Origin of the sequence: Streptomyces sp. BBFR2, assembly GCF_044497305.1 — a bacterium.
Classification (GTDB): Bacteria; Actinomycetota; Actinomycetes; order Streptomycetales; family Streptomycetaceae; genus Streptomyces.
Genome location: NZ_CP172415.1, coordinates 1149318 through 1168770, shown reverse-complemented (window position 1 = coordinate 1168770; position 19453 = coordinate 1149318). Strand labels below are relative to the sequence as shown.

The window sequence follows — 19453 nt, the reverse complement described above, 5'->3', positions numbered from 1 at the left end:
AGCTGGAAATTGAGCGGTAAATGGAAGCCGTGGGCGCATCTCAGCACGGATGCCGCGGCCGGGCCAAGGGTCCGGGTGAATGTTTTCACAAACGCCCGGAACCGCTCCGGTGCCGGGAAACACCCCGTGATCACCGGGCCACCGGCCCCGGCGCACGTACGGCGCACCCGGCGCACACCACCCCGGCATCGCCCGATCGTGGTACCCCGAACGGCGGCCCGCACGCCCGGGAACGGCCCGGACACGGCCGCCCCGGGCGCGGCGTTCACCGCCTTCGCGTGGGCTGGTTCCCGGTTGACGCCTCCGAGGGTTCAGCGCGTCGCCCCGGCGTGCGCCCCTCGTGGCGGTACGGATTCCGTGGCGGTACGGGGTGGGGCGCGGAGGTGGTGGGGTCGGCCTGGACGGGAGGCGCGGGGGCGTGGCGGGGCGGCCGGGCGGGGCCGGGCAGTGGCGTCGGGCCGGTTCGCGGCGCGGGGCCGGGCTGGTGGGCGCGGCCTCGGGGCTTCGGTCCGGCCGTCGGCGCCGAGGACGGCCGGCGGCGAGGGCGGCCGTCCGTACGGAGGGCGGTTCGCGCGCGGACCTGCCCCGCCGCGGATCGAGGGGCAGCCGGTGCCGGGTTCTCAGTCGGAGGCGGCGTCCGGGGCGGCGGGCTCGCCTTCCGCGTCGTAGCGGCGGTTGGCGCGGTCGATGTCCGCCATGTGCTCCTCGGCCCAGGCCCGTACCAGCGCCAGGGGTTGTTCCAGGGAGAGCCCGAGCGGCGTGAGCCGGTAGTGGACGCGGGGCGGGACCGTGGGCTCGACGCGGCGGGCGACGAGCCCGTCGCGCGCCATGCTCCGCAGGGTGGCGGAGAGCATCTTCTGCGAGACGCCCGGCATCCGGCGGCGCAGCTCCGCGAAGCGGATCTCGCCCGGTGTCCCGCCCGGTGTCCCGTCGGGCGTCCGCTCCGGCCGCTCGCTCCGCGCGGCCTCGGCCAGCACCTTCACGGCCATCGATGTCCACTTGGTGCCGATCCTGTCGAGCAGGCGGCGGGTGGGGCACTCCGGCGAGAACAGATCGCCGCGTGCGGGGGAGGAGGAGGGGGGCACCTCGGGGTCACCACCTGTCGGAGAAGTGCCGTCTTACGGTGGTCACCGTAGTCACCTAGCGTGCGGTTGTCGCCATTGGTTACCGCATCCGGCCAGGAGATTCCGTGCCCCTCACCTCAGACCTCGCCCCTGACCTCGTGCTCCGCTCCGTACCGGCCAACGGCGTCGAACTGAACGTCGCACTCGCCGGCGCGGGCCCGGCCGTCCTGCTGCTCCACGGCTTCCCGCACACCTGGCAGGTGTGGAGCCGGGTGCTGGCTCCGCTCGCCGGGCGGCACCGGGTGATCGCCCCCGATCTGCGCGGCTTCGGCGCCGGCACGCGGGCGGCCGGGGGCTACGACGCGGCCACCCTGGCGGCCGACGCGGAGGCGCTTCTCGCGGCTCTCGGCGAGCGCTCCGCCGCCGTGGTCGCGCTCGACGCGGGCGTGCCCCCCGCCTTTCTGCTCGCGCTGCGCCGCCCGGACCTGGTGCGCCGGGTGGTGCTGATGGAATCGCTGCTCGGCGCGCTGCCGGGGGCGGAGGACTTCCTCGCCGGGGGCCCGCCGTGGTGGTTCGGCTTCCACGCGGTCCCCGGCCTCGCCGAATCGGTCCTGACGGGCCACGAGGGGCGGTACGTCGACTGGTTCCTCGAAACCGGCACCCTCGGCGAGGGCGTCCCGCAGCCCGTCCGCGACGCCTTCGTGGCCGCGTACACGGGCGAGGACGCCCTGCGCCGCGCCTTCTCGTACTACCGCGAACTCCCCACGAGCGCCCGGCAGATCCAGGCCGCGCTCGACGAGGGGCGGCGCCTCACCGTGCCCGCCATGACCGTCGGCGCCCGCCCGGTGGGCCGCGCCCTGGAGCACCAACTGCGGCCGTACGCCGATGAGTTGACCGGGCATCTCATCGAGGACTGCGGCCACATCGTGCCGCTGCACCGCCCGGCGGCGCTCCTCGGACTGCTCCGGCCCTTTCTCGCGTGAGAGGGCGGCGGCGTCCCGGCCCGGTCGGCGCAGGGCAGGCCGACGCGGTCCGGTCCGGCGCGCACCGGCACCAGGCCACCCCGAGGCGCGCCCCCGGCCCCGGAGGCTCCGTCCGCTCCGCGTCAGCTCATCCGCAGTGCCAGGAAGAAGTCGAGCTTGTCCTCCAGGCGGGAGAGGTCGCGGCCGGTCAGTTGCTCGATGCGGCCGACGCGGTAGCGCAGGGTGTTGACGTGCAGGTGGAGGCGGGCGGCGCAGCGGGTCCAGGAGCCGTCGCAGTCCAGGAACGCCTCCAGGGTGGGGATCAGTTCGGCGCGGTGGCGGCGGTCGTAGTCGCGCAGCGGGTCCAGCAGGCGGGCGGTGAAGGCGCGGCGGACATCATCGGGGACGAACGGCAGCAGCAGGACGTGCGAGGCCAGCTCCTCGTGGCCGGCGGTGCAGACCCGGCCGGGGCGGGCGGCGGCCACCCGGCGGGCGTGCCGGGCCTCCTCCAGGGCGCCGCGCAGACCCTCGGCGGAGTGCACGGGCGCGCTGACGCCGATCGTGAGCCGGCCGTCGTCGCCCAGCCCGTGGCCGAGCGGTTCCTCGACGGCGGCCAGCAGCGCGGCGGCGCGCAGCCCCTCGCTCCCGCCGTCGTCGGCGGTGGCGGGCAGCGGGACCAGCGCCACCGCCTCGTCGCCGGTGTGCGCCACGGCGATCCGGTCGGACGGCTCCGTACCGGACGTGCCGGGGGCCGCCAGCACCTCCTCCAGCAGGGCCTGCGCCACCGGGCCGCCCGGCTCTCCGTCGACGTCCCGTTCGACGCGGGCCACCACGATCTGCCAGTGCGGCGCGGCGCCCGGGCCGGGCAGCAGCACCGGGGCCGCGAGCCGCAGCCGGGCCGCGATCTCGGTGGGCGCGGCGCCGGTCTGGATCAGCTCCAGCACCTCCTGGGCCAGCCGCCGCCGCACGGTGCGCGCGGTGTCCCGCCGCTCGCGCTCCACGGCGATCAGTTGGGTGACGCCCTGGAGCAGGTCGAGCCGTTCGGCGGGCCAGTCCGCGATGTCCGCCTCGACGGCCAGCAGCCAGTCCGACAGCGGCGTCCCGCCCGCCCCGGGGCCCTCCGGCCGTACGGGGAAGAGCGCGTACGCGGTGTCGTCGAGGGTGACGCGGTACGGGCCGCGGCGGCCCTCGCGGCAGGCGGCGAGATGGGCGCCGGCCAGCCGCGCGCCGACCCCCTCGGCCAGCGCGGGCCCCTGCCCGGTCAGGGTCGATCCGGCGATCTGCCGGCCGGTGGGGGAGAGCACCCAGGCGCGCAGGTCGAGGTCGGAGCCGAGGAGGTCGAGGACGACGTCCGGGCCGCCGCCGGCCGGGCCGGAGGTCATCAGGCGGCGGTGGCGGTCGACGACCGCGGCGAGGTCCCCGGCGCGTTCGGCGGAGACCTGCCGGACGACGTACTCGGTGATGGAGGCGAAGGAGACGGCCTCGGCGACGGCGAAGAGCGGCAGCCGGTGGCGGGCGCAGGCCGCGATCAGGTCCTCGGGGACGGGGCCCAGCTCCGCCGTGCCCGCGGCCAGTCCGGCGACGCCTTCGGCGGCCAGGATGCGGACGAAGTTCTCGGCGTCGCCCGGCTCGCGGCGCCAGGCCAGGCCGGTCAGGACCAGCTCGCCGCCGGAGAGGTAGCGGCTGGGGTCGCGCAGGTCGGTGGTCATGACGGCGCGGACCGTACGCTCCAGCTCGTCCTCGCCGCCGAGCAGGCTCAGGCCCAGGGATGCCGTGTCCAGGAGTGCGCGGAGCCGCATGACCTCGCCCGCCGATCTGTGCTGTGTGGGGTTGCCGTGACATACCGCGAGGTGTGGCGACCCCGCCTTTCGTTCGAATCTACAAGACATGCCGTGCGGCCAGCCAACCGCTTCATGGTTTCGGTGACTGCACCCCCGGGGCGGTGCCGCGTTGACTGGCAACTGACGGCATGAACAGGACATGAACAGCTCGCCGGCGGCGCGACCGGTGGTGATCCCACTGTGGGTGGCGAGCGAGAGTCTTCTGTGAGATTCCCGTACTTTGCCCTACTTCGCCCTATTCCTGCATCGCCCTAATCCTGGAAGAGAGCCGTGATGGACTTCCTTCGCCCCGCCACCTGGGAGGAGGCGCTCGCCGCAAAGGCCGCGCACCCCTCGGCGGTCCCCCTCGCGGGCGGCACGGACGTGATGGTCGAGATCAACTTCGACCACCGCCGCCCCGCGTACCTGCTCGACCTCGGACGCGTCGCCGACCTGGCGGAGTGGGAGACCGGTGAGCGGACCGTACGCCTGGGGGCATCCGTCCCGTACACGAAGATCATGGAGAACCTCCGCGCCGAGCTGCCCGGGCTGGCGCTCGCCGCGCATACCGTGGCCTCCCCGCAGATCCGCAACCGCGGCGGCGTCGGCGGCAACCTCGGCACCGCCTCCCCGGCGGGCGACGCCCACCCCGCGCTGCTGGCCTCCGGCGCCGAGGTCGAGGCGGAGTCGGTACGCGGACGCCGGATGATCCCGATCGACGCCTTCTACCGCGGCGTCAAACGCAACGCCCTGGAGCCGGACGAACTGATCCGCGCCGTCCACATCCCCAAGGCCACCGGCCCCCAGCAGTTCTCCAAGGTCGGCACCCGTAACGCCATGGTCATCGCGGTCTGCGCGTTCGGCCTGGCGCTGCACCCGGACGCCCGCACCGTACGCACCGGCATCGGCTCCGCCGCGCCCACCCCCGTACGTGCCAGGGCGGCCGAGGAGTTCCTCGCCGCGGCGCTGGAGGAGGCCGGGCTGTGGGAGTCGGGCGGTCCGCTCCCGCCGTCCCTGGTCCGGGAGTTCGGGCAGCTCGCGGCCGGTGCCTGCAACCCCATCGACGACGTCCGCGGCAGCGCCGCCTACCGCCGCCACGCCGTGGGCGTCATGGCCCGCCGCACCCTCGGCTGGACCTGGGAGACCTACCGCGGACAGGAAAGGAGCACCCGATGCGCGTGAACATCACCGTCAACGGCCGCCCGCAGCAGGCCGACGACGTCTGGGAGGGCGAGAGCCTGCTGTACGTGCTGCGCGAGCGGCTGGGCCTGCCCGGCTCCAAGAACGCCTGTGAGCAGGGCGAATGCGGTTCCTGCACGGTCCGCCTCGACGGCGTGCCGGTCTGTTCCTGCCTGGTCGCCGCGGGTCAGGCCGAGGGCCGCGAGGTCGTCACCGTCGAGGGGCTGGCGGACTTCGCCGAGGAGCGCGCCGGGCACGGCGGCGCCTGCGGGGCCCCCGGTTCCCGCACCGCCCGCGGCACCGACCCGGACGCCGCGCGCCGCTGGCAGGCGAAGCCCGCGCCCGGTGACGCCGCCCGGCTCGCCCCCGTCCAGCAGGCGTTCATCGACGCCGGGGCCGTCCAGTGCGGTTTCTGCACCCCGGGGCTGCTGGTCGCCGCCGACGAACTGCTGGAACGCACCGCCGAGCCCTCCGACGCCGACATCCGCGAGGCGCTGTCGGGCAACCTCTGCCGCTGCACCGGCTACGAGAAGATCCTCGACGCGGTCCGCCTCGCGGCCGCCCGCGCCGCCGCCCCGACCAGCGGAAAGGAGGTCTGACATGGCCCAAGTCACCCGCACCCCCACCGGACTCACCCAGGGCTCCACCGCCCCGGCGGGCATCGGCGCCTCCACGCTCCGCCCGGACGGCACATTGAAGGTCACCGGCGAGTTCGCGTACGCCTCCGACATGTGGCACGAGGACATGCTCTGGGGCCACACCCTGCGCTCCACCGTCGCGCACGCCGAGATCGTCTCCCTCGACACCTCCGAGGCGCTGGCCACCCCCGGCGTGTACGCGGTCCTCACCTACGACGACCTGCCCACCGAGGTCCGGCACTACGGGCTGGAGGTCCAGGACACCCCGGTCCTCGCGGACGGCAAGGTCCGCCACCACGGCGAGCCGGTCGCGCTGATCGCCGCCGACCACCCGGAGACCGCCCGCCGCGCCGCCGCCAAGATCAAGGTCGAGTACGCGGAGCTGCCGGTCGTCACCGACGAGGCGTCCGCGACCGCCGAGGGCGCCCCGCTCGTCCACGAACACCGCACCGACCACCACGCCCCCCACGTCCCGCACCCGAACATCGTCCACCGCCAGCCGGTCATCCGCGGCGACGCGGACGCCGCGGCCTCGCGGGCCGATGTCGTCATCACCAGCGACTACGCATTCGGTATGCAGGACCAGGCGTTCCTCGGCCCGGAGTCCGGGCTCGCGGTGCCCGCCGAGGACGGCGGCGTGGACCTCTACGTCGCCACCCAGTGGCTCCACGCCGACCTGCGGCAGATCGCCCCCGTCCTCGGACTGCCCGAGGAGAAGGTCCGGATGACGCTCTCCGGCGTCGGCGGCGCCTTCGGCGGCCGCGAGGACCTGTCGATGCAGATCCACGGCTGTCTGCTGGCGCTGCGCACCGGCAAACCCGTCAAGATCGTCTACAACCGCTTCGAGTCCTTCTTCGGCCACGTCCACCGCCACCCCGCCAAGCTCCACTACGAGCACGGCGCCACCGAGGACGGCAAGCTCACCCACGTCAGATGCCGCATCGTCCTCGACGGCGGCGCCTACGCCTCCTCCTCCCCGGCGGTCGTCGGCAACGCCGCCTCCCTCGCCGTCGGCCCGTACGCCGTCGACGACGTGGCGATCGAGGCGCTCGCCCTCTACTCCAACAACCCGCCCTGCGGCGCGATGCGCGGCTTCGGCGCCGTCCAGGCGTGCTTCGCGTACGAGGCGCAGATGGACAAGGTGGCGGCGGCGCTCGGCATGGACCCGGTGGAGTTCCGGCGGCGCAACGCCATGGAGCAGGGCACGCTCATGCCGACCGGGCAACCCGTCGACTCCCCGGCGCCCGTCGCCGAACTGCTGCGCCGCGTCAAGGCGATGCCGCTGCCACCGGAGCGGCAGTGGGAGACCACCGAGGGCGCCGACATCCGGGCGCTGCCCGGCGGCCTGTCCAACACCACCCACGGCGAGGACGTGGTGCGCGGCGTCGGCTACGCCGTCGGCATCAAGAACGTCGGCTTCTCCGAGGGGTTCGACGACTACTCGACGGCCCGGGTGCGGCTGGAGGTGGCCGGCGGTGAGCCGGTCGTCACCGTGCACACCGCGATGGCGGAGGTCGGCCAGGGCGGCGTCACCGTCCACGCGCAGATCGCCCGCACCGAACTCGGCGTCCGGCAGGTGACGATCCACCCCGCCGACACCCAGGTCGGCTCGGCCGGTTCGACCTCCGCGTCCCGGCAGACGTACATGACCGGCGGCGCGGTGAAGCACACCTGCGAGGCGGTGCGGGAGAAGGTGCTCCGGCTGGGCCGGGAGCGGTTCGGGACGTACCACCCGGCGTGGGCGAGTGCCGAACTCCTGCTGGAGGGCGGCAAGGTCACCACCGACGGCGGCGAGGTGCTCGCGGACCTCGCGGACGTCCTGGGCGAGGAGGTCATCGACGAGGAGCTGGAGTTCCGGCACCGGCCCACCGAACCGTTCGACCTGCGCACCGGCCAGGGCCGCGGCCACGTCCAGTACTCGTTCGCCGCGCACCGCGCCGTCGTCGAGGTGGACACCGCCCTCGGCCTGGTCAAGGTCGTCGAACTGGCCTGTGCGCAGGACGTCGGCAAGGCGCTCAACCCGCTGTCGGTGGTCGGCCAGATCCAGGGCGGCACCACGCAGGGCCTGGGCGTCGCCGTGATGGAGGAGATCCTCGTCGATCCGGTGACCGCGAAGGTCCGCAACCCCTCCTTCACCGACTACCTCATCCCCACCATCCTGGACACCCCGACCATCCCGGTCGACGTCCTCGAACTCGCCGACGACGCCGCGCCGTACGGGCTGCGCGGCGTCGGCGAGGCCCCGACCCTCTCGTCCACCCCGGCCGTCCTCGCGGCCATCCGGGACGCGACGGGCCTGGAGCTGAACAAGACACCGGTGCGGCCCGAACACCTCACCGGTACCTGAGGCTCTGCCGTCCCGCCTCCCGCCCGGCCCTGGGCGACGGCAGGTGGGACGGCAGCCCAGCCACCGGGCCGGCGTGCGCCGCACCGCACCCCGGCCCGGTCGCCGCCCGCGCAGTGCCGGACGGCACCCGTCCGTCTCGGGCCGTCCCCCGGGTCGTGCAGCCGATGTTCCGTCCCGGAGCCCGCCCGGCGCGGGCTCCCTTCAGCACCCTGGGAGCCAGGCACCATGACCCAGCAGTCCACCCGGCCACCGACGACGGCGGACGACGCGGGCCGCGGCTCGCGCCGGCCCGCCGCACGCGCGTGGCTCGACCGGTACTTCCACATCTCCGACCGGGGGTCGACGCCCGCCCGCGAAATACGCGGCGGCCTGACGACGTTCATGGCGATGTGTTACATCCTGCTGCTCAACCCGCTGATCCTCGGCACGCCCGACGTCGCGGGCCACGCGCCGCCGCACGCCGCGGTGGTCACCGCGACGGCGCTGGGCGCCGCGCTGTGCACCCTGCTGATGGGGTTCGTCGGCAAGGTGCCGCTCGCCCTCGCCGCCGGGCTGAACGTCTCGGCGGCGCTGACCACGCAGGTCGTCCCGCATCTGACGTGGCCGCAGGCGATGGGCATGTGTGTGCTCTACGGCGTGGTGATCATGCTCCTTGTGGTCACCGGCCTCCGCGAAATGATCATGAACGCGATTCCGCAGGCCCTCAAGCACGCCATCACCATGGGCATCGGCATGTTCGTCGCCCTCCTGGGGCTGGTGAAGGCCGGATTCGTCGGCAAGGGCGAGGGCGGCGGCCCGCTCACCCTCGGGCTGACCGGCAACCTCTCCGGCTGGCCGGTGCTCTTCTTCTGCCTCACCCTGCTGCTGATCTTCATGCTCCAGGCCCGCAAGGTGCCCGGCGCCATCCTCATCGGCATCGTCACCGGCAGCGTCGTCTCCGTCGCCGTCACCAAGGCCGCAGGGCTGACCGACAAGGACTGGCAGGGCACCGCGCCCGCCCTGCACGGCAGCGCCGTAGCCGCCCCCGACTTCGGGCTCTTCGGCCACGTCGAGTTCGGCGGCTGGCAGTCCCTGGGCGGCCTCGGCGTCGGCATGATCGTCTTCACGCTGGTGCTCGCCGGGTTCTTCGACGCGATGGCCACCATCATCGGCGTCGGCACCGAGGCACGCCTCGCCGACGACCAGGGGCGGATGCCGGGCCTGTCCCGCGCGCTGTTCGTGGACGGCGCCGGCGGCGCGATCGGCGGGGTGACCGGCGGCTCGGGTCAGACCGTCTTCATCGAGTCGGCGGGCGGCGTCGGCGAGGGCGCCCGGACGGGCCTGTCGGCGGTGGTCACCGGCCTGCTCTTCGCCGCCTGCCTCTTCTTCACCCCGCTCACCCAACTGGTCCCGGCGCAGGTCGCGTCGGCCGCCCTCGTCGTGATCGGCTCGATGATGATGAGCGCCGCCGCCCACGTCGACTGGAGCGACCGGGCGACGGCCGTCCCGGTGTTCCTCACCGTCGCCCTGATGCCGTTCACCTACCAGATCACCGCGGGCGTCGGCGCCGGCGTCCTGTCCTACACCGCCATCCGCGCGGCACAGGGCAGAGGGCGTGAGATCGGGGGCTTCATGTGGGCGTTGACGGTGGTCTTCGTCGTCTACTTCGCCCTCCATCCGATCGAGAACTGGCTCGGCGTCAGGTAGCCTCCGCCCGCCACCCGTCCCTTGAGGAGAACGAGATGCTGGACATCGCCGACGACCTGCACCGGTGGGTCGAGCAGCGGCGCGACTTCGCGGTGGCCACCGTCGTGGCCACCCACGGCAGCGCCCCGCGCCGCCCCGGAGCCGCCCTCGCGGTCGACGCCGACGGCACGGCCCTCGGCTCGGTCTCCGGCGGATGTGTGGAGGGCGCGGTCTACGAGCTGTGCCAGGAGGCGCTGGCGAGCGGCGAGACGGTCCGCGAAACCTTCGGCTACAGCGACGAGGACGCCTTCGCCGTGGGCCTGACCTGCGGCGGAACGATCGACATCCTCATCACACCGGTCCGTGCGGCCGACCGGGAGGCCGCCCGCGCCCCGGACGGTGCCGGTGCCCCGCACGGTGCCGGGCCGGCGGACGCCGCCGCGCTCGCCGGGGCGCTGGCCGCCGCCGCCCGCGGACAGGCGGCGGCCCTCACCCGCGTGGTGCAGGGCCCGCCCGCCCTCCTGGGCCGCGCCCTGCTGGTACGCCCCGACGGCACCGTCACCGGCACCCTCGGCGGCCACCGCGCGCTGGACCGCACCGCCGCCGCCGAGGCACGCGCGCTGCTGGAGGCGGGGCGCACCGCCACCGTCGAGATCGGCGCGGACGGCTCGCGCTGCGGGGAGCCGGTGACGCTGCTGGTGGAGAGCGCGGTGCCGGCGCCGCGGATGCTGGTCTTCGGCGCGATCGACTTCGCCGCCGCGCTGGTCAAGGTCGGCAAGTTCCTCGGCTATCACGTCACGGTCTGCGACGCCCGCCCGGTCTTCGCCACCGCGGGCCGCTTCCCCGACGCCGACGAGATCGTCGTCGACTGGCCGCACCGCTACCTCGACTCCCAGGAGCTGGACGCCCGCGCGGTGCTCTGCGTCCTCACCCACGACGCCAAGTTCGACGTCCCGCTGCTGGAGCGCGCGCTGCGGCTGCCGGTGGCGTACGTCGGCGCGATGGGCTCGCGCCGTACCCATCTCGACCGGCTGGCGCGGCTGCGCGACGCCGGGCTGACGGAGCGGGAACTCCACCGGCTGCGCTCGCCGATCGGCCTCGACCTCGGCGCCCGTACCCCGGAGGAGACCGCGCTCTCCATCGCCGCCGAGATCGTCGCCGACCGCCGCGGCGGCAGCGGCGTCCCCCTCACCGGCGCGCACACCCCCATCCACCGGGACCCGCCGCAGCGGATGGGTTCGGTCGCCTGACCGGACGCGTCCGGAACGGCCGTCGCCCCGCCGGACAGGGCGGGGCGACGGCCGTCGGGGAGTCTCAGGCGGTGGTGAACGCGGCCACCGCGTTCTGACCGCCGAACCCGAACGAGTTGCTGAGGGCGGCCCGCATCCGTGTGGGGCGGGGCGCCTTGTGCACGACGTCCAGGTCGATCTCCGGGTCGAGGGTGTCGAGGTTGGCGGTGGGTGGGATGGTCTGGTGCCGGAGCGTGAGGACCGTCGCCGCCGCCTCCACGCCGCCGGAGCCGCCGAGGGAGTGCCCCAGCACGCTCTTGACGGCGGTGACGGGCGGCGGCGTGCCGAACACGGAGCGCAGGGCGAGGTGTTCGGCACGGTCGTTCAGCTCCGTCGAGGTGCCGTGCGCGTTGACGTGGTCGATGTCGGCGGGGCCGAGACCCGCGTCGTCCAGCGCCTGCCGGATCGCCTGGGCGGCGCCCCGGCCCTCCGGGTGCGGCGCCGTGACGTTGTGCGCGTCGGTGGACATCCCGCAGCCCGCCAGCCGGGCGTGGACCTTCGCCCGGCGGGCCGCCGCGTGCTCGGCGCGCTCCAGCACCAGGATCCCGGCGCCCTCCCCGAGGACGAAGCCGTCCCGGTCCCGGTCGAACGGCCGGGACGCGCCCGCCGGGTCGTGGTTGCGCCCGGACAGCGTGCGCATCTGCTGGAAGCAGGCGACCGTGATCGGGGCGGTGCCCGATTCGGAGCCGCCGGCCAGCACGATGTCGCAGGTGCCGCTGCGCAGCAGGTCCCGCGCGATGCTCAAGGCCGTCGTCCCGGAGGCGCAGGCGGTGGAGACCGCCAGGCTCGGGCCGCGTATGCCGAGGTCGAGGGCGACCTCGGCGGGCACCATGTTGGGCACGCTGCGGACGACGGCGAGCGGGGATATCCGCTCGGCACGGTCGTCGTTGAGGCGGCCGAACTCCCGGTGGTACTGCTGGAGGCTGTTGCAGCCGACGCCGAGGACGACGCCGACGCGGGTCGCGTCCCACTCCTCGGTGTTCAGCCCGGCGTCCGCGACCGCCTCCCGCGCGGCGACGAGCGCGAGGTGCGCGTGGCTGTCCAGCCGCCAGGCGAGCGCCCGGCCGAGGACCTTGCCCGGCTCGAAGCCGGGCACCCGGCAGGTGAAGTTGATGTTCAGCTTCTCCAGCCGGGAATCGGTGGCGGCGGTCGGCCGGCCGTCCAGGAGCCCCTGCCAGGTCGCTTCGGTGCCGACGCCGGCCGGGGTGATAAGACCCGTGCCGGTGACGGCGATCGCGTCGCGGCTCATGCCGCGGCCTCGGTGTCCGCCGCGCCCGCGGTGGACCGCTCCGCGTCGAGCAGTCCGGCGGCCTGGGCGAGGGTGGCGTCGGCGGTCAGGCCCTCCAGTTCGATGCCGGTCTGCTCCAGGACGATGACCTGGAGTTCGGCGAGGGTGAGCGAGTCGAGACCGATCTCGGAGAAGGTCACGGTGGGGGACAGCTCGTCCCGGTCCTGACCCAGTTCCTCGACGAGCATGTCGGCGAGCTTCTCGTAAGTGGTGGACATGGCGGGCTCCTTCAGGGGGTGGGGGCGAGAGCGGCGGACGGGGCGCTGCGCAATACCGCGGAGAGGTAGGCGCGGTCCGGCTCGGGGGGTTCGGGGAGGGCGTGGTCCAGGGCGTCGAGCAGCGCGGTCCGGTCGTAGGACCGGTGCAGTTGGGTGTACGGGTGGATGCCGCCCAGGAGGTGGGTGAGCTGCTGTACCCCCTCTTCGGTGACGGGCGCGGGGGCGTCGGGACGCAGTCGTACGTCCAGCCAGGGGCAGAGGTCGCGCATCGCGTCCAGGCAGACGGCCACCGGCGTCTCCCGCGGGTGCGTCACATGGAAGGTCTCGACGAGCCGCTTCGCGGGCCGCAGGGCGATCTGTACGGAGGCTTCGGCGGCGTACTCGACCTGGAGGAGGTTCATCCTGGCGTCCGTGCGGCCGGGGACCTCGACGACCATCGGGTTGTCGGCGCTGGCGCCGGGGACCAGCCGGGAGGGGCCGAGCCGGGCGAGCAGCGCCAGCCGGGCGCCCACTTCGGCGAAGGGGTGCAGCGGCGCCTTGCGGGGCAGCGCCCGGTCGGTGGTCAGGACGCTGGGCCGCAGCACGGTCACCGGGTGGCTGTGGGCGTGGGCCCAGTCGCGGAGCGACTGTTCGGTGCTGTGCTTGGACTGCTCGTAGGGGGTGAGGAAGCCGTGGCTGTCGTCGAGGTCGTCCTCCAGGACCGTCCCCTCCAGACGCCCGCCGGCCACGTAGGAGGTGCTGGTGTAGAGGATGCGGGGGAGCGGGCCGGGGGCGGCGGCCGAGGCCAGTTCGAGGACGCGGCGGGTGCCTTCGGTGTTGACCCGGGTGACCTGTTCCAAAGGCGCCGCGAGGTCGATGACGGCGGCGTTGTGCCAGATCGTGCCGGTCCGGGAGGCCAGGTCGCGGTGGGTTTCGGGGCTGAGCCCGAGAAGCGGCTCGGTGACGTCGGCACGTATCAGCCGGACCCGGCTGTGCAGATCGTCGGGGAGGGGTTCGCCGGTGGCGCGCAGGGCGTCCTCCAGGCGGCGCCGGCCCGCCGCGCCGTCCTGGCGCACGAGGGCTATCACCTCGCCGGGATACCGGAGGAGTCGTATGAGCAGGTGGGAGCCGAAAAATCCGGTGGCTCCGGTCAGTACGGTCAGCACGGGGGAGCGTCCTTGGGGGAAGTCTCCTGCCGCGTGCGGGCAGGAGTCGGAGATGCGCGGAGGGGTCGGTGGGGAGGGGGCGACCTCACCGCCGTGGGGGCGGCGGCACGCGGAGGACGGGGAGGGCCGGGCGGGCCCGGCGCCGGGGAGGACGCCGGGGAGGCCCGGTCAGCGGGAGGACGGGTGGAGCCGGCCGGTATGTCGCGCCGGGCACCGCGGGGGTGTGGCGGGGTGCGCCGGCCACCGCGCCGCGCCGGACGGCCTCCGGCCGCCGCGTACGCGGGAGTTCGGGGGGATACGGGTGTCTGGGGCGGTTGTCACCGGCGGTGCGGCCGGCCTGGCGGCCGTACGGCACGGTCGGGTGTGCCGCCGCCGGAGCGGGCGGCTCCCGTGAGGTCCGGCAAGCACTCCGCCGTGCCACGCGGCAGCGGGGAGCGCGCCGTTCACGGCCGCGACGAGAAGCAGACCCAACAACATACGGGCGAGAGTCCTCTCGTCTCGGTGGGGCGACGGAAGGCCGTCACTCTAACACGCTGTAATGACATGACTACTATCTGTCTTATTCCTTCTCGGAATTCCCTTCCGCGCGTGTCGGCGGCCCTCGGTAAAACGTCATAAGCCTTATGGGAAACCGCATTTCGGGCGGAGAATCGGGGCGGAGGTCCGTCGTCCCGGCCGCCGTCACCGGGCCCATTCGGTGCGCAATACAGCCATCACCAGGACGTCATGCCAGGCGCCGTCCCACCGCAGGGCCTGCCGCATCCGCCCCTCCACCGTGAAGCCGCAGCGCTCGTAAGCCCGCCGGGCACGGTGGTTGTGGGCGAAGACCTCCAACTGGACGCGGCGCAGCCGGACCCGGTCGAAGGCGTGGCCCAGCAGCAGCCGGATCGCCTCACTGCCCAGCCCGCGGTCGGTCGCCCCGTCGACCAGGAGGATCCGCAGCGTCGCGTGGGCATTGTGCGGATCGACGTCCATCAGCGCGACGTCCCCGAGGAAACGGCCGCTCTCCCGGTCCTCGACGGCGAGGTCGAGCCGCCCGCTCCGGGCGGCGGCCCCGGCGCACCACGCCTCGATCTCCTCGCGGGTGAAGTCGCGGTGGCTGCCCGTCAGCCGGCGGATCTCCGGGTCCCGCGTCGCGTCCAGGTAGGCGGCGGCGTGCCGGACGTCCAGCGGTACGAGCCGGATCCGGTCGCCGGTCAGGGCGGGCTTCTCGTCCAGGGCGGAGGTATCGATCATGCGGGGATGATGGCGGCGCCGCCCGGGTCCGGCAACGGCATTTCCCCGGCGGGGGGGGCGGTGTCCTCCCTGGTAGGGCGGGTCCGTGGCCGTCCGCCCCTACGGCAGCAGCCCCGACCGCCGCGCCGCGATGACCGCCTGCATCCGGGAGTGCGCCCCCAGCTTCCGCATGGCCGAGCGCAGATAGCTCTTGACGGTCTCCGGGCGCAGGCCCAGGCGTTCCGCGGCCTCGGCGTTGGCGGCGCCCGCCGCGACGCACACCAGGACGTCCACCTCACGCGGCGACAGCGACGGCGGCTCGCCCGCCGCGGGCGGCGCGGGCTCCCCGCCCGGTGTGAGGGCGCGGTCCGCCGGGGCGGCGCGGTCCGGTGAGGCGGCGGCGAGCCGTCCGCAGGCCGTCAGCAGTTCCTGGCGCAGCAGCGGATCGGTGACCCGCTGGGCCAGCGCCCGCAGATCGCCGTGGGCCTCGCGGACCTCCTCCCAGCGCGCGGGGCCCGCGGCCGGCTGCCGCGCCGCCGCCAGCAGCCGCGCCGCCTCGTCCTGGAGCAGCAGCGCCTCCTCCAGCTCCCGTGCCGCGTCCATCACCGCCGACAGCGGGCCGTCCCCCAGCCGCACCGGGGTGCGCAGCGCGCCGTACAGGACCCCCCGTACCCGGCGCCGCACCACCACCGGCGCCGCCACCACCGACCGCAGCCCCTCGGTGGCGACCACCGCGTCGTACTCGTGGCTGATCACCGCGGAGGCGTGGTAGTCGGTCACCGTGAACGGGCGGCGCAGCGCGACCGCCTTGCCGCCCACGCCGTTGCCGTGGTGGATGTCGAGGCCGCGCAGCGCGGCGGTGGCCGTACCGGCCAGGGAGTTGAGCCGGTAGCGCCCCTGACCGGCCTGTAGCCCGCCGAAGGCCACCGGCAGTCCGCTGTAGCGCCGCAGCCGCGCGAGAGCCGCCCCCAGATCCGCGGTCGTGTCCGCCCCCGGCTCGCCGTACACCCGTAACCTCCGCTTCCCCCCGTACGGGGGTGGTGAGACATGCGTCACTGATTACACGATGTCAACCAGGTGCGGGGCAATGAGGAGGACATATGTCGGACAGTACGCAGGAGGGCCGCTCGCCGGACGCGACCGAGGAGTTCCGGGCCGCCCGGGACCTGCTGGTGCGCTTCGGTGACGACTACGAGGGCGCCCGCGCGCACTTCCGCTGGCCCCGGCCCGCGTACTTCAACTGGGCACTCGACTGGTTCGACGTCATCGCCCGCGGCAACGACCGCACCGCCTTGCACATCGTCGAGGAGGACGGCACCGAGGACCGCGTCAGCTTCGAGGAGATGCGCCGCCGCTCCGACCGCACGGCCTGCTGGCTCGCGGGCCGCGGGGTGCGCCCCGGCGACCGCATCGTGGTGATGCTCGGCAACCAGACCGAACTGTGGGAGATCGCGCTCGCCGCGATGAAGCTGCGCGCCGTGGTGATCCCCGCGACGCCGCTGCTCGGCCCCGCCGACCTCACCGACCGCATCACCCGCGGCCGGGCCCGCTTCGTCGTCGCGCGCGCCGAGGACACCGCCAAGTTCGACCGGGTGCCCGGCTCCTACACCCGTATCGCGGTCGGCGGCGCCCCCGCGGGCTGGCTGGCGTACGAGGACGCCGCCGGCGCCCCGGACACCTTCCGGCCGACCGGGCCGACCCGCGCCGACGACTCGCTGATGCTGTACTTCACCTCCGGCACCACCGCCCGCCCCAAGCTCGTCGAGCACACCCACACCTCGTACCCGGTCGGGCATCTGGCGACGATGTACTGGATCGGGCTGCGCCCCGGCGATGTGCATCTGAACATCTCGTCACCCGGCTGGGCGAAGCACGCCTGGTCCAATCTCTTCGCGCCGTGGAACGCCGAGGCGACGGTCTTCATCCACAACTACTCCCGCTTCGACGCGGGCCGGCTGATGGCGGAGATGGACCGCGCCGGGGTGACCAGCTTCTGCGCGCCGCCGACGGTGTGGCGGATGCTCATCCAGGCCGACCTGTCGGTGCTGCGGAACCCGCCCCGGGAGATCGTCGCGGCCGGGGAACCGCTCAACCCGGAGATCATCGAGCAGGTCCGCGCCGCCTGGGGCGTGACCATCCGCGACGGCTTCGGGCAGACCGAGACCGCCGTCCAGGTCGCCAACACCCCGGGCCAGGAGGTCGCACCGGGGTCGATGGGCCGCCCGCTGCCCGGGTACGACGTGGTGCTGCTCGACCCGGTCACCGGCGCCCCCGCCGACGAGGGCGAGATCGCGCTCGCACTGGCCCCGGCGCCGGTCGGCCTGATGGCCTGCTACCACGGCGACCCCGAGCGCACCGCCGAGGCGATGGCCGGCGGCTACTACCGAACCGGCGACATCGGCTCCCGCGACGCCGGTGGCCGGATCACCTACGTCGGGCGCGCCGACGACGTGTTCAAGGCGTCCGACTACAAGATCTCCCCGTTCGAGCTGGAGAGCGCGCTGCTGGAGCACGAGGCGGTCGCCGAGGCGGCCGTCGTCCCGGCGCCCGATCCGCTGCGGCTCGCCGTCCCCAAGGCGTACATCGTGCTGGCCGAGGGGTGGGAGCCGGGTCCGGAGACCGCGAAGGAGCTGTTCGCGCACTCCCGCGAGGTGCTCGCCCCGTACAAGCGCATCCGGCGGCTGGAGTTCGCCGAGTTGCCCAAGACCGTCTCCGGCAAGATCCGCCGTATCGAGCTGCGCGAACGCACCGCGCAGGGGGACGGCGGCGCCGAATACCGGGAGGAGAACCACCGATGACCCCACCCGCCACGGAGACCGCCACCGCCCTGTCGCCGGGCGGCGCGGCCCCCGCCCACGACCGCGGCGACACCGCGCGGCCGCTGATCGACCGCACCATCGGCGCCGACCTCACCCGTACCGTCGCCCGCCACGGCGACCGGGAGGCGCTGGTCGACGTCGCGTCCGGGCGGCGCTGGACCTACACCGAGCTGGAGTACGCCGTCGACGAGGTGGCGCTCGGCCTGCTCGCCCACGGCATCGGCAACGGCGACCGGGTCGGCATCTGGTCGCCCAACTGCCCCGAGTGGGTGCTTTTGCAGTACGCCACCGCCCGCGTCGGCGCCGTCCTCGTCAACGTCAACCCGGCCTACCGCACCCACGAACTCGGCTACGTCCTGCGGCAGTCGGGCACCCGCCTGCTGGTCGCCGCGACCGGGCACAGGAGCAGCGACTACCGGGCGATGGCGGCCGAGGTGCGCGGCGACTGCCCCGCGCTGGAGACGGTGGTGCACATCGGCGACCCGGGCTGGGGCGAACTGCTGGCGTCCGGCGCCGCCGTGTCCCGGGAGCGGCTGGACGCCCGCGTCGCCGAGGTGGCCGCCGGGGACCCGGTCAACATCCAGTACACCTCCGGCACCACCGGCTTCCCCAAGGGCGCGACCCTCTCCCACCGCAACATCCTCAACAACGGCTACTGGGTGGGCGAGACCGTCGGCTACACCGAGCACGACCGGATCTGTCTGCCGGTGCCCTTCTACCACTGCTTCGGCATGGTGATGGGCAATCTCGCCGCCACCTCGCACGGCGCCTGCGTCGTCATCCCCGCCCCGTCCTTCGAGGCGGAGGCCACACTCCGCGCCGTCCAGGACGAGCGCTGCACCTCGCTCTACGGCGTCCCGACGATGTTCATCGCCGAACTGGAACACCCCGGCTTCGCCACGTACGACCTCTCGTCGCTCCGTACCGGGATCATGGCGGGCTCGCCGTGCCCGGAGGAGATCATGAAGCGGGTGGTCGCCGAGATGCACATGGCGGAGGTCTCCATCTGCTACGGCATGACGGAGACCTCGCCGGTCTCCACCCAGACCCGCCGCGACGACGATCTGGCGCACCGGACGGCGACGGCGGGCCGGGTGTTGCCGCACATCGAGGTCAAGATCGTCGACCCGGCGACCGGCGCGACCGTACCGCGCGGCGCGACCGGCGAACTGTGCACCCGCGGCTACAGCGTGATGCTCGGCTACTGGGCGGATCCCGAGCGCACCGCGGAGGTCATCGACGCGGAACGCTGGATGCACACCGGCGATCTGGCGGTGATGAACGACGACGGCTACGTCCGGATCGTCGGCCGCATCAAGGACATGATCATCCGGGGTGGCGAGAACGTCTATCCGCGCGAGATCGAGGAGTTCCTGCACGGCCACCCGAAGATCTCCGATGTGCAGGTGGTCGGCGTCCCCGACGCGAAGTACGGCGAGAGTGTCGCCGCCTGCGTGATCCTCCGCGACGGCGCCGACCCGCTCACCCTCGATGAACTGACCGCGTACTGCCGCACCCGCCTCGCCCACTTCAAGATCCCGCAACGGCTGGAGCTGGTCGAGGACTTCCCCATGACGGTCAGCGGCAAGGTCCGCAAGGTGGAACTGCGCGAGAGGCTGGCGGGGGAGGGGACTCGCTGATCCTTCCGGGATGAGGCGCGCGGACGGCGGAGGCGGACGAGGCCGCGGACCGGCCCGGCGCCGGGGCGGCGATCCGCGCGACGGTGACGTCGAGCGACTGCGCGAATGCCGTGCTCGGCACGAACGGCAGGACGAGCCGCCCGCCGCCACCCGGCCGCGAGCCG

Annotated in this window: 15 protein-coding genes; 8 read left to right on the top strand and 7 right to left on the bottom strand. The window is 74.0% G+C overall.

Going from position 1 to position 19453, the window contains the following annotated elements; translation table 11 throughout:
• Positions 1-620 precede the first annotated feature (620 nt).
• A complete protein-coding gene (locus ACGH2B_RS03900) occupies positions 621-1085 on the bottom strand; it encodes a winged helix-turn-helix transcriptional regulator (RefSeq protein WP_399084106.1) in 465 nt (154 codons plus the stop codon).
• 104 nt (positions 1086-1189) lie between these two features.
• Between ACGH2B_RS03900 and ACGH2B_RS03895 the strand changes: the two genes are divergently transcribed.
• Complete coding sequence (locus ACGH2B_RS03895; protein WP_399084103.1) at positions 1190-2047, top strand: alpha/beta fold hydrolase; 858 nt, start codon at positions 1190-1192, stop codon at positions 2045-2047.
• Between the two features lie 122 nt (positions 2048-2169).
• On the opposite strand, the gene ACGH2B_RS03890 is transcribed toward ACGH2B_RS03895, so the two are convergent.
• A complete protein-coding gene (locus ACGH2B_RS03890; protein ID WP_399084100.1) occupies positions 2170-3825 on the bottom strand; it encodes a PucR family transcriptional regulator in 1656 nt (551 codons plus the stop codon).
• Positions 3826-4140: 315 nt separating this feature from the next.
• On the opposite strand from ACGH2B_RS03890, the gene ACGH2B_RS03885 reads away from it, so the two are divergent.
• The 5 genes from ACGH2B_RS03885 (at position 4141) to ACGH2B_RS03865 (ending at position 10925) form a co-directional block, all read left to right on the top strand.
• On the top strand, positions 4141-5028 hold the full coding sequence (locus ACGH2B_RS03885) for an FAD binding domain-containing protein (protein ID WP_399084097.1): 888 nt from the start codon (positions 4141-4143) through the stop codon (positions 5026-5028).
• On the top strand, positions 5019-5624 hold the full coding sequence (locus tag ACGH2B_RS03880; protein WP_399084094.1) for a (2Fe-2S)-binding protein: 606 nt from the start codon (positions 5019-5021) through the stop codon (positions 5622-5624). The genes ACGH2B_RS03885 and ACGH2B_RS03880 overlap by 10 nt, the downstream gene beginning before the upstream one ends.
• 1 nt (position 5625) lies before the next feature.
• Positions 5626-8010 carry a xanthine dehydrogenase subunit D gene (gene pucD / locus ACGH2B_RS03875; RefSeq protein ID WP_399084091.1) on the top strand — a complete coding sequence of 795 codons (2385 nt, stop codon included), beginning with the start codon at positions 5626-5628 and terminating at the stop codon, positions 8008-8010.
• A gap of 225 nt (positions 8011-8235) precedes the next feature.
• A complete protein-coding gene (locus ACGH2B_RS03870; RefSeq protein WP_399084088.1) occupies positions 8236-9696 on the top strand; it encodes an NCS2 family permease in 1461 nt (486 codons plus the stop codon).
• A 35-nt stretch (positions 9697-9731) separates the two neighbouring features.
• Entirely contained in the window at positions 9732-10925 is a 1194-nt protein-coding gene (locus ACGH2B_RS03865) for an XdhC family protein (RefSeq protein ID WP_399084085.1), read from the top strand.
• Positions 10926-10989: 64 nt separating this feature from the next.
• Here the strand turns inward: ACGH2B_RS03865 and ACGH2B_RS03860 are convergent, their stop codons facing one another.
• From ACGH2B_RS03860 to ACGH2B_RS03840, 5 genes are all read right to left on the bottom strand, one after another.
• The gene (locus ACGH2B_RS03860; RefSeq protein ID WP_399084082.1) at positions 10990-12213 is read right to left on the bottom strand and encodes a beta-ketoacyl-[acyl-carrier-protein] synthase family protein; all 1224 of its coding nucleotides are present in this window, start codon (positions 12211-12213) and stop codon (positions 10990-10992) included.
• The gene (locus ACGH2B_RS03855) at positions 12210-12470 is read right to left on the bottom strand and encodes an acyl carrier protein (protein ID WP_399084079.1); all 261 of its coding nucleotides are present in this window, start codon (positions 12468-12470) and stop codon (positions 12210-12212) included. The genes ACGH2B_RS03860 and ACGH2B_RS03855 overlap by 4 nt, the downstream gene beginning before the upstream one ends.
• An 11-nt stretch (positions 12471-12481) precedes the next feature.
• A complete protein-coding gene (locus ACGH2B_RS03850) occupies positions 12482-13615 on the bottom strand; it encodes an SDR family oxidoreductase (RefSeq protein WP_399084076.1) in 1134 nt (377 codons plus the stop codon).
• A gap of 681 nt (positions 13616-14296) precedes the next feature.
• A complete protein-coding gene (locus ACGH2B_RS03845) occupies positions 14297-14851 on the bottom strand; it encodes a GNAT family N-acetyltransferase (protein WP_399084073.1) in 555 nt (184 codons plus the stop codon).
• Positions 14852-14950: 99 nt separating this feature from the next.
• Positions 14951-15802 (bottom strand): response regulator transcription factor, encoded by an 852-nt coding sequence (locus tag ACGH2B_RS03840; RefSeq protein ID WP_399096675.1) that lies wholly within the window; start codon positions 15800-15802, stop codon positions 14951-14953.
• Between the two features lie 128 nt (positions 15803-15930).
• Here ACGH2B_RS03840 and ACGH2B_RS03835 point away from each other — a divergent pair, with 128 nt between their 5' ends.
• Positions 15931-17628 (top strand): AMP-binding protein, encoded by a 1698-nt coding sequence (locus ACGH2B_RS03835; RefSeq protein ID WP_399084070.1) that lies wholly within the window; start codon positions 15931-15933, stop codon positions 17626-17628.
• Complete coding sequence (locus tag ACGH2B_RS03830) at positions 17625-19289, top strand: AMP-binding protein (RefSeq protein ID WP_399084067.1); 1665 nt, start codon at positions 17625-17627, stop codon at positions 19287-19289. Before ACGH2B_RS03835 ends, ACGH2B_RS03830 begins: the two co-directional genes overlap by 4 nt.
• The last annotated feature ends 164 nt before the right edge of the window (positions 19290-19453 follow it).